Below are 10559 nucleotides of genomic sequence, written 5' to 3'. Positions count from 1 at the left end.
TCCTTTGCAACTTCAACCACTTGCGCTTCCGATCTCTCGTTAGCGGGAGGCGAATTCTACAGCGTTAGTCGCTGCTGTCAACACCTCTTTTTCTCCGCTTTCGACCGAGAAGATCGAATCGTCAATAAGGCGACAATCCCCTGCCCTATCAACTCCTTCTGGCTTCGATGAACTGAAGCGTAGCCGCTGTCGAAAACTGCGTAACTCGTTGTTTACCAAGGAGTTTTCCGTTTCGACTGCGCCGGAAGTGGGGCGAATTATAGACGTCCAGGATCTGCCGTCAACCTCTAATTACGCCTTTCTTGCAGAAGGTGCCTTTTTAACGATTAAACGTGGAATTCGGCGGGTTACAGGCGGCAATCTCAATACTAATAACAACGCACCTATAGAAGCGTAGATCGCCCACTCCCTCAGATCGGCGCGAACGATCCACAACATATGCAGTAACCCAAGCCCGAGAATCACATAGACCAACCGATGCAGTCTTTTCCAGCGAACGCCCAAATGCCGCTGACTGTAACGATTGGAGGTAACCGCCAGCGCCAACAAACCGAGAAACCCCAGCACCCCGACGATAATGTACGGCCGCTTGCGCAACTCGATACCCAGTTGTGACCAATCAAAGCCGAGGATGAACGCCGTATAGCCGCTCAAATGCAAAACCACATAGGCGAAACACCACAACCCCAACTGCCGTCGGACAGCTATCCACCCCGACCAACCGGTGAGCCTCTGCAATGGCGTCATGCTTAACGTAATGAGCAGCAGGACAAGCGTCCCCAACCCTAGACGATCAACCAGCACCTTTCCTGGATCAGGTCCCAGCACATCCGCCCAGGCTTGATACAACCAAAGCAGCGGCCAAATAGCTGCGGCGATAAAGACACCAATACGCCAGAACAGATATCGCATCAGTAATTCTTCCGCAGATCGAGCCCTGCATATAAAGAAGCGACTTCATCCGAGTAGCCGTTGAACATTTGCGTGTCCCGCACATTGGGCTTGAACAGACCACTCGGCAAACGTCTTTCCCGTGCCTGCGTCCAGCGCGGGTGGTCGACTGCAGGGTTCACGTTCGCATAAAAACCATACTCATTCGAGGCAATGCTCTGCCAGGTGGTTTTCGGCTGCTCACTGACCAGGCTGATTCGCACGATGGACTTGATGCTCTTGAAGCCGTATTTCCACGGCACCACCAGACGTAGCGGCGCACCGTTCTGATTGGGCAACTCACGTCCATACATGCCTACAGCGAGAATCGCCAACGGATTCATCGCCTCATCCAGACGCAGCCCTTCTACATATGGCCAGTCGATCAAGGCGAAGCCAGAACGCTGCCCGGGCATAGTCTTGGGATCTTGCAGGGTTTCAAAGCGAATGAATTTGGCCTTGGACGTCGGTTCTACTTCCTTCAGCAAAGCCGAAATTGGAAAACCAATCCACGGAATGACCATCGACCAGGCCTCCACACAGCGAAGACGATAAATACGCTCTTCCAGATGATAAGGCTTCATGAAGTCTTCCAGCGCATACCGTCCCGGCTTACCCACCTCCCCGTCTACCACCACGCTCCACGGTTCGGTTTTTAGCGCACCGGCGTTGGCCGCAGGATCGCCTTTGTCGGTACCGAACTCATAGAAGTTGTTGTAGTGGGTCGCATCCTTGAAAGGCGTGATTGCTTCATCCTTGACGTTGACCGCCCCCCATTTAGTGGAAGGCAGTTTTTCGGCAAACCAGGACGGCGCCTTGCCAGGCTCGACATCGGCATAACGTGCAGCATCGTCGGCACTCGCCCACCGCGGCAGCGTACTCACAGCCAAACCGGCAACGGCCGCGCCTAATACATTGCGACGAGAAAGGTAGAGAGATTCAGGCGTGACGTCTGACTCATGACAGTCAGACGCTTTGGGGACTTTGATCAGCATGGCAACTCCGCAGCATTGGAGGACAGATGCACCCATAGACTGCGGAGTATGAGGGAAATTACATCACTCGGCTTTTTTGTGCCGACGAAGACGCAGCAGGTACTGCACCGGCCCGGAAGCCGCATAGGCAAGGAAAACCAGCAGCAGGATGCGCGGCGGATCACTGAATACAACGGCAAATACCAGCACCACTGCCAGGATCGCGACAAAGGGAACGCGCCCCTTCAAGTCCAGCTCCTTGAAGCTGTTGTACTTGATGTTACTGACCATCAGCATGCCTGCGGCGGCAACCATCAGTGCAACCAGGAACGACATTTTGGAACCCTGAATGCCGTAATCGCTGAACGCCCAGACAATTCCCGCGACCACACCGGCCGCGGCCGGGCTGGCCAGACCGATGAAGTAGCGCTTGTCGGCGGTGCCGACCTGCGTGTTGAAGCGTGCCAGGCGCAACGCCGCACCCGCCACATAGATGAAGGCGACCATCCAGCCGACTTTGCCCATATCGCCCAAGGCCCAGCCGAATGCCAGCAAAGCCGGCGCGACGCCAAAGGCAACCATATCCGACAGCGAGTCGTACTCCGCACCGAAGGCGCTTTGGGTGTTGGTCATGCGAGCGACGCGACCGTCGAGGCCGTCGAGCACCATGGCAACGAAAATCGCGATCGCGGCAAACGCAAAATACTTGCTCGCGCCGATTGCATCACCGGCACTCAAGGCGCTCTGGGCGCTCATCGAGTTGATGATGGAATAGAACCCTGCGAACAGGTTCGCAGTGGTGAACAGATTCGGCAGAAGATAGATACCACGATGCCGGACTTTACGGCCTTCAGCGTCATGCCCTTCTTCGATGTGCTCATCGATGGGCAGAAGGCTTTCGGCGTCAGAAGCCTGCTTTGGCTCTTCGGGACGTTCGCTCATGGACATTACCTTGCAACGGGGTGGAAAGTTTCGACAGGTGTCTGGGACGACGGTTCGACCGCAAACGATGCAGCTTTATACCAGAACCGGCGGATCCAAACGAAAAAACGCGGCCTAGGCCGCGTTTTCCGTACAAGCTCGTGACTTAGTTCTTGGCTTTGTCGACGATCTTGTTGGCACCGATCCACGGCATCATGGAGCGCAGTTGCTCACCGATGATTTCGATACCGTGAGCGGCGTTGTTACGACGCTTGGCGGTCATCGAAGGATAGCCGGTGGCGCCTTCGCTGATGAACATCTTGGCGTATTCGCCGTCCTGAATACGTTTCAGGGCGTTGCGCATGGCCTGACGGGATTCGGCGTTGATTACTTCCGGACCTGTCACGTACTCGCCGTACTCAGCGTTGTTGGAGATCGAGTAGTTCATGTTGGCGATACCGCCTTCGTACATGAGGTCAACGATCAGCTTCAATTCGTGCAGGCATTCGAAGTAGGCCATTTCCGGCGCGTAGCCAGCTTCAACCAGGGTTTCGAAACCGGCTTTTACCAGCTCAACGGTACCGCCGCACAGAACGGCTTGTTCGCCGAACAGGTCGGTTTCGGTCTCGTCCTTGAAGGTGGTTTCGATGATGCCGGTACGACCGCCACCAACGCCGGCAGCGTAGGACAGTGCAACGTTTTTGGCGTTGCCCGAAGCATCCTGGTAGATAGCGATCAGGTCAGGGATACCGCCGCCTTTGACGAACTCGGAACGCACGGTGTGGCCCGGAGCTTTCGGCGCGATCATGATCACGTCGAGGTCAGCGCGCGGAACAACCTGGTTGTAGTGGATCGCGAAACCGTGGGAGAAGGCCAGGGTGGCGCCTTTCTTGATGTTCGGCTCGATTTCGTTCTTGTACAGCGAGGACTGGAACTCGTCCGGGGTCAGGATCATGACCAGGTCGGCAGCTGCTACGGCGGAAGCAACATCAGTCACTTTCAGGCCGTGGGCTTCAGCTTTGGCAACGGTGGCCGAACCTTTACGCAGGCCAACGGTAACGTCAACGCCGGAGTCTTTCAGGTTGCACGCTTGAGCGTGGCCTTGGGAGCCGTAACCAATGATGGCAACTTTCTTGCCCTGGATGATCGACAGGTCGCAGTCTTTATCGTAGAAAACTTTCATGAATTTCCCCTTTATATCTGGCCCTCAGGCCATTCGCTAATTTGGTTTAGATGCTCAGTACTTTGTCGCCGCGGGCAATCCCGGTGACGCCACTGCGTACGGTTTCCAGAATCGAGGCAGTGCCGATCGATTGAATGAAGCTGTCGAGCTTGTCGCTGGTACCGGTCAATTGAACGGTATACACGCTGGCGCTGACATCAACGATCTGCCCACGATAAATATCGGTGGTGCGCTTGATCTCGGCGCGCTGGGCGCCGGTGGCCTTGACCTTGACCAGCATCAGTTCGCGCTCGATGTGAGCACTCTCCGACAAGTCGACCAGTTTGACCACTTCGATCAGCTTGTTCAGGTTCTTGGTGATCTGCTCGATGATTTCATCATGGCCGACAGTGGTTAGCGTCAGACGCGACAAAGTCGGGTCTTCGGTTGGCGCCACGGTCAGGCTTTCGATGTTGTAGTTGCGCTGCGAAAACAGGCCGACTACACGAGACAGGGCGCCCGGTTCGTTTTCCAGAAGCAGGGAAATAATGTGCCGCATGATTAAGTACGCTCCGTCTTGCTCAACCACATATCACGCATGGAGCCGTCTTTGATCTGCATCGGGTAGACGTGCTCGCTGGTGTCAACCGAGATATCGATAACCACCAGGCGATCTTTCATGGCGAACGCCTCCTCCATCTTCGACTTCAAATCTTTCGAGTCGGTGATGCGCACGCCAACGTGACCATAGGCCTCTGCCAGTTTGACGAAGTCAGGCAGCGATTCCATGTAGGAGTGCGAGTGACGGCTGCCATAGCTCATGTCCTGCCACTGGCGAACCATACCCAGCACGCCATTGTTCAGGATGACGATTTTTACCGGCAAACCGTATTGCAGGCAGGTCGACAGTTCCTGAATGTTCATCTGGATGCTGCCCTCGCCTGTTACGCAGGCGACATCGTCATCCGGGAAGCTCAGCTTGATGCCCATGGCCGCCGGAAAACCGAAGCCCATGGTGCCCAGGCCACCGGAGTTGATCCAACGGTTCGGCTTGTTGAACTTGTAGTACTGCGCCGCGAACATCTGATGCTGACCCACGTCGGAGGTCACAAAGGCGTCGCCCTTGGTCACTTCGCACAGGGTTTCGATCACGGTCTGCGGCTTGATCACGCTGCCGTCGCCCTTGTCGTAAGGGAACAGACCGCGGTCACCGCGCCACTCATCAACTTGCTTCCACCAGCTGGCAACGGACTCCTTGTTCGGGGTCTCGCCGATTTCCTTGAGGATCGCGACCATTTCGGTCAGGACGCTCTCGACCGGGCCAACGATAGGCACGTCTGCCTTGATGGTCTTGGAAATCGAAGCCGGGTCGATGTCGATGTGAATGATCTTGGCATTCGGGCAGAACTTGGCCGGGCCGTTGATCACGCGGTCATCGAAACGCGCGCCGACTGCAAGGATCACATCGGCATGGTGCATCGCCAGGTTGGCGGTGTAGCTGCCGTGCATGCCGAGCATGCCGATGAACTGACGGTCGGTGCCAGGGTAGGCACCCAGGCCCATCAGGGTATTGGTCACTGGCAGGTTGAGCATCTTCGCCAGCTCGGTCAGCGGCGCAGAGCCACCACCGAGGATCACGCCGCCGCCCGAATACAACACAGGGCGCTTGGCCGCCAGAAGCATTTCGGCTGCCTTGCGGATTTGCCCGGAGTGACCGCGAACGGCCGGGCTGTAGGAACGCAGCTTGGCTTTTTTCGGGAAGATGTATTCGAACTTTTCGGCCGGGTTGGTCATGTCTTTCGGGATATCGACAACGACCGGACCAGGACGACCGGATTGCGCCAGGTAGAACGCCTTCTTCATGACTTCCGGGATTTCCGAGGCGTGCTTGATCATGAAGCTGTGCTTCACGATCGGCCGGGAGATACCGATCATGTCGGTTTCCTGGAACGCATCGGTGCCTACCATGGTGCTAGGCACCTGGCCGGAAATGACCACCATCGGAATGGAGTCCATGTAGGCCGTGGCAATACCGGTGATGGCGTTGGTTGCGCCCGGGCCGGACGTCACCAGTACCACGCCGGCTTTACCGGTGGCACGGGCATAGCCGTCAGCCATATGGGTCGCAGCCTGCTCGTGACGAACCAGGATGTGGGTCACTTCCGGTTCTTTGAACAGGGCATCATAGACATGAAGAAGAGCACCACCCGGGTACCCGTAGATATATTTGACGCCTTCGTCACGCAAAAAGCGGACGAGCATCTCACCGCCAGATAAAAGCTCCACGTTGTTCACCTCTAAAACGCCAGAATACCGCCCACATACAAGAGGACGGGTCTTAATAGGTTTACTTCTCGGCAGAGCATGAGCGACGGTGGTCGCCGACTACGTCAGCACTGACTGAGCAAGTATTGGGATCGTCCCAAGTGTTGCGGGCCTTTCCCACCCAGCGCGAGGTAACGCGTTGCGGGTGTAACAGGTCGGCGCGGATGTGCGCCTCATGATCTGCCGAGTGGGTCTGCTTCTGGCAGTCCCTCTACAGCGGACTTTGGATTCTTCTGTTTCGCCCATCGCAAGTCAAGCCGTCAATGTGCTTTATTGAACTAAGCGCATGAGAACGCAAGAAAAAACCTTTAAACCGCAACTGTGTTAGCTTCAATTGCGCACCCCCGATAAGGAAATGGCATGCGAACGCTCATCTTCACCGCCAGCTTGCTGATCAGCCTGAGCCCTTTGTGCATGGCGGGTCAGATCTATAAATGGGTCGATGCCCAGGGCGTCACCCATTTCGATGCACAGCCGCCCCAAGGCCGGGAGGCCACCGTCATGGTCACGCCCTCCCCGCCCGTCGGCAAGCCGGGCGCGCTACCGCGCGGCAACGTCATCGGCGATCAAAAGGCCATCGATCACAAAGTGAAAAAGCAGGTCGCCGAGCAGCAGGCCCAGCTAAGAGTGTTCTGTGAACAAGCTCGGACGAACCTGGCTCAACTGCAGAACAATCCGCGATTGCGGGAGGAAGTCGACGGCGAGACGCGCCGCCTGACCGACCAACAACGTCAGGAGCGCCTCACCGAAGCACAGAAACAGATTGCGAAAAACTGCCAGTAAGCACTGGCAGTTTCCGATTCAGCGGGAGACGGTGATCAACGCGTCGAACTCTTTGAGCAAGACCTGAAGCTGCCGATCCTTGCCCTGGACATTGCGGGAGGCGAAGACCATTTCGGCCATCTCCTGAATCCCTGATGCATTGGGCAATGGCAGATCCTGCTCCAGGATCGACTTCATCCTTGGCAAGAAGACCCATTGCAGCCATTGCTCGAAATCCAGCGTATCCACCGAAAACGGTTCAACGCTGGAGAGCGCCTCAGCAGACGGCGGTACTTCATCCCACCAGCCCTGAACGCGCAGCTCGCGCTCGATCAACAGCAACTGTTCGGCAATCTTCGGAAAGCGCATATCCATCACAGCGAAACCTTGGCCTTCTGACGAGCCAACGCAGCACCGGCCGGGTCACCCTGCTTCTCTCGGGCCTGGGCGATCAATTCCCACAGGCTGGCCTGAAGATCCGGACGCCCATTGGCGAACGTCAGGCCACGGCGGGCAAACTGCTCGGCCTGAGCCGCATCACCTTGAGCCATACGCACCTGGGCCAGGCGATAAAGTACTTGCGGCTCGCGCGGTGCAACGCGCTGGGCACGTTCGAGGCTGGAAGATGCACCATTAAGGTCGCCACTGGCCTGTTGCTGCTGGGCGGTGGTCAACAATGCCAGGACCGGACCGTCCAGTTGCTCATCGGCAGACAGACCGCCGGAGTTCGCCGAAGGAATCCCGCTGGGCGTCGACGGCATGCTGTAACTGCCCTGATTGATCGGTGCCGACTGAACCGGCGAGGTATCAATCGGCCCCGGAGTAATCGGGCCTGGGGTAATTGGCGAAGTGCTGATCGGTGCCGAGGAGACGGCGCCACCACCCGGGACCATCACCACGACCCCGGTGTCACCTTGCGGGATCGCCTGAGTCTGAGCTTGTACAGGACGTTTCACCGTCGATTGACGGAAACCGCCATTCGCCGAAATCCGCTCACTGTTGGAGACGGCAGTGCCGGCATCCTCAACCGGGATCGAACCACGCTGCACAGTGGAGCAGCCGCTGAGCAAAGCCACGGCAGTCACCGCTGGAATCAACCACTTGTTCACTTCAAATCCTCTTTGCTTAATTCATCCAGCCCTTGACCCAATCCATCACCGATTCTGCAGGGCTTTCACCACCGCAAGCAGCACCGGGAGGCGGTTCACTGCCGCGAATATACGGCATCTGCACCGCACCTGGGCAGTTGGCTTCGGAACCTTGACCAGTGCGCGAATCGACCCAGGCCTGAACAATGTTGTCCGGTTGCGGCATGTCCAGCGGCAGCGGATCGGCCTTGCGCATGAAACTGGTCCAGACCTGCAACGCGCCGGTGGCACCGGTGAACGGTGTCTTGCCATTATCATCGCGCCCCAGCCAGACAACGGCCAGCAGATCCTGACTGAAACCGGCGAACCAGCTGTCCCGCGAATCGTTACTGGTACCGGTCTTACCGGCCAGGGTCAGGGTTTTCGGCAACACGTTATAAACCGAACTACCGGTACCTTCGCGCATGACGCGCTGCATGGCGTTCTGGATCAGGTAAATGGACGCCGGATCAAATTGCTGCTGAATCTGGAACGGATAACGCTTGAGCGGCTCGCCCTCGGCAGTCAGTACGCTGCGAATCCCGCGCATCGGCGTATTGAACCCGCCGTTGGCCAGCGTCTGGTACATGGTCGCCACTTCGATCGGGGTCATACCGCCGGCACCGAGCAACATCGACGGGAACGCCGGGAATTCGCGGCTTACGCCCAGGCGTGCCAGGGTCTTCAAGACATTCGGCACGCCCACCGCCAACCCGAGACGCGCGGTCGACAGGTTGTAGGAATGCGCCAACCCTTGGTACAGGAACACCGTGCCGTGGGAACGGCGATCATAGTTCTGTGGTTTCCAGATCTGACCGTCCGCGCCTTTGACCGAGAAGTAGTCGTCCGATAGCCAACTGGTGAGCGTGTACTGGCTCGGCTTTTCAAGAGCGGTCAGATAAACCGCCGGCTTGATCAAAGAGCCGATCGGTCGCACCGCGTCCAACGCACGGTTAAAACCGGCAAAACTCGCCTGACGGCTGCCGATCATGGCCTGGACCTCACCGGTTTCCGGGTTGGTCACGACCATCGCGGCTTCCACGTCATCGGAACCCTTGCGCCCGGCCAGGCGCTTGAACGTGTCGTTGACCGAGGCTTCGGCTTTCATCTGCAGGATCGGGTCGAAACTGGTGAAGATTCGCAGCCCTTCTTCGGTCAAGTCTTCGTCGCGGTAGTCTTCGCGCAACTGACGTTTAACCAGATCAAGGAAGCCCGGGAACGAGCTGTCGGCCAACTTGCCGCGAGTGGTCACACCCAGTGGCATTTTCTTCGCCGCCTCAACCTGTTCGGCGCTGGCAACGCCTTGCTCCTTCAGAACATCGAGCACCAGATTGCGCCGCTCCAGAGCCCGCTCAGGGTTGCGGCGCGGGTTGTAATAGGACGGCCCCTTGACCATGCCCACCAACAAAGCGACTTGATGCAGTTTCAGCTCGGACAATGGCTGCCCGAAGAAAAACTGGCTGGCCAGGCCGAAGCCGTGCACCGCGCGCTGACCATCCTGGCCGACGAATACTTCATTGAGGTAAGCCTCAAGAATTTCGCTCTTGTCGTAATGCAGCTCAAGCAACATCGCCATCATGGCTTCGGTGAGCTTACGGGTCAGGCTGCGTTCACTGGTGAGGTAGAAGTTCTTGACCAACTGTTGCGTCAGCGTACTACCGCCCTGGGTCATCTTGCCGCCCGAGGTGTTGACATAGATAGCTCGGGCAATCGACTTCGGCGACACGCCCCAGTGGCTGTAGAAATCCCGGTCTTCTACGGCAACCAGGGTTTCGAGCAGATACGGCGGAACCTGATCGATCTTGATCAGGATGCGGTCTTCAAGGTTTTTCGGGTAAATCCCGCCGATCAGCAGCGGCTCCAGTCGCACCACGGAAAGCTTCGAACCGTTGGTCGCCGAGAGCTCGGCCACGTAATCGCCGGAGAACCGCACGCGCACGGGCTGCGCCTGCTCCATGCCTTCATAGAACTGGAAGCCTCGGGTATTCAAGTCGACGGTATTGCCATTGACCGCTGCCGCGCCGGGGCCGTTGCTGACCGCTTCGCGTCGGTAGCCCAAGGCATCGAGTTCGGTGAGGAAGTCGTCCTTGCTGAGCTTTTGTCCGACGAACAGCTCGAGCGGGCGCGCGTACACCTTGGCCGGGATGGTCCAGCGCTTGCCGGAAAACTTCTCCTGAACCACGGCGTCGAGGTAAACCGCGAACCCGGCCAGCACCACAAGGCCGACCAGGCTGAGTTTAAGGGCCCAGCCCAGCCAGGGGCGCATGCCCTTGGAAGGTGGTTTTTTAGGGGTGCGGGGGGATCGAGATCGAGTCATGGCGGCGGATTATACGCACTTTATTCATACTCAACAGGAGC

10 protein-coding genes are annotated in these 10559 nt (G+C 57.6%); 1 reads left to right on the top strand and 9 read right to left on the bottom strand.

Annotation, left to right across the window (positions count from 1 at the left end; translation table 11 throughout):
* Nucleotides 1–291 precede the first annotated feature (291 nt).
* From msrQ to F475_RS15700, 6 genes are all read right to left on the bottom strand, one after another.
* On the bottom strand, nucleotides 292–912 hold the full coding sequence (gene msrQ, locus F475_RS15725) for a protein-methionine-sulfoxide reductase heme-binding subunit MsrQ (protein ID WP_111454261.1): 621 nt from the start codon (nucleotides 910–912) through the stop codon (nucleotides 292–294).
* Nucleotides 912–1925: a protein-methionine-sulfoxide reductase catalytic subunit MsrP gene (gene msrP / locus F475_RS15720; protein WP_111454260.1), complete on the bottom strand. Its 1014-nt coding sequence runs from the start codon at nucleotides 1923–1925 to the stop codon at nucleotides 912–914. The genes msrQ and msrP overlap by 1 nt, the downstream gene beginning before the upstream one ends.
* Nucleotides 1926–1988: 63 nt before the next feature.
* Nucleotides 1989–2846, bottom strand: a complete 858-nt coding sequence (gene pssA / locus F475_RS15715; protein WP_008006914.1) for a CDP-diacylglycerol--serine O-phosphatidyltransferase — start codon at nucleotides 2844–2846, stop codon at nucleotides 1989–1991.
* A gap of 145 nt (nucleotides 2847–2991) precedes the next feature.
* Entirely contained in the window at nucleotides 2992–4008 is a 1017-nt protein-coding gene (ilvC, locus tag F475_RS15710) for a ketol-acid reductoisomerase (RefSeq protein WP_003228216.1), read from the bottom strand.
* A 46-nt stretch (nucleotides 4009–4054) separates the two neighbouring features.
* Entirely contained in the window at nucleotides 4055–4546 is a 492-nt protein-coding gene (ilvN, locus tag F475_RS15705) for an acetolactate synthase small subunit (protein WP_003205610.1), read from the bottom strand.
* Nucleotides 4547–4548: 2 nt separating this feature from the next.
* Nucleotides 4549–6273: an acetolactate synthase 3 large subunit gene (locus F475_RS15700; protein WP_026286735.1), complete on the bottom strand. Its 1725-nt coding sequence runs from the start codon at nucleotides 6271–6273 to the stop codon at nucleotides 4549–4551.
* Between the two features lie 399 nt (nucleotides 6274–6672).
* On the opposite strand from F475_RS15700, the gene F475_RS15695 reads away from it, so the two are divergent.
* Nucleotides 6673–7095 carry a DUF4124 domain-containing protein gene (locus F475_RS15695; RefSeq protein ID WP_064620345.1) on the top strand — a complete coding sequence of 141 codons (423 nt, stop codon included), beginning with the start codon at nucleotides 6673–6675 and terminating at the stop codon, nucleotides 7093–7095.
* Between the two features lie 18 nt (nucleotides 7096–7113).
* Here the strand turns inward: F475_RS15695 and F475_RS15690 are convergent, their stop codons facing one another.
* The 3 genes from F475_RS15690 to mrcB are packed head-to-tail and all read right to left on the bottom strand — an operon-like array spanning nucleotide 7114 to nucleotide 10518.
* Complete coding sequence (locus F475_RS15690; protein ID WP_018930215.1) at nucleotides 7114–7449, bottom strand: YqcC family protein; 336 nt, start codon at nucleotides 7447–7449, stop codon at nucleotides 7114–7116.
* Complete coding sequence (locus F475_RS15685; protein ID WP_018930214.1) at nucleotides 7449–8183, bottom strand: tetratricopeptide repeat protein; 735 nt, start codon at nucleotides 8181–8183, stop codon at nucleotides 7449–7451. Before F475_RS15685 ends, F475_RS15690 begins: the two co-directional genes overlap by 1 nt.
* Nucleotides 8184–8199: 16 nt before the next feature.
* Entirely contained in the window at nucleotides 8200–10518 is a 2319-nt protein-coding gene (gene mrcB / locus F475_RS15680) for a penicillin-binding protein 1B (RefSeq protein ID WP_064620347.1), read from the bottom strand.
* Between the last annotated feature and the right edge of the window lie 41 nt (nucleotides 10519–10559).

The organism is Pseudomonas sp. URMO17WK12:I6 (assembly GCF_003253625.1).
Lineage (GTDB): Bacteria > Pseudomonadota > Gammaproteobacteria > Pseudomonadales > Pseudomonadaceae > Aquipseudomonas.
The sequence above is the reverse complement of the archived record's forward strand: the minus strand, read 5'-3'. Positions and strand labels throughout refer to the sequence as shown.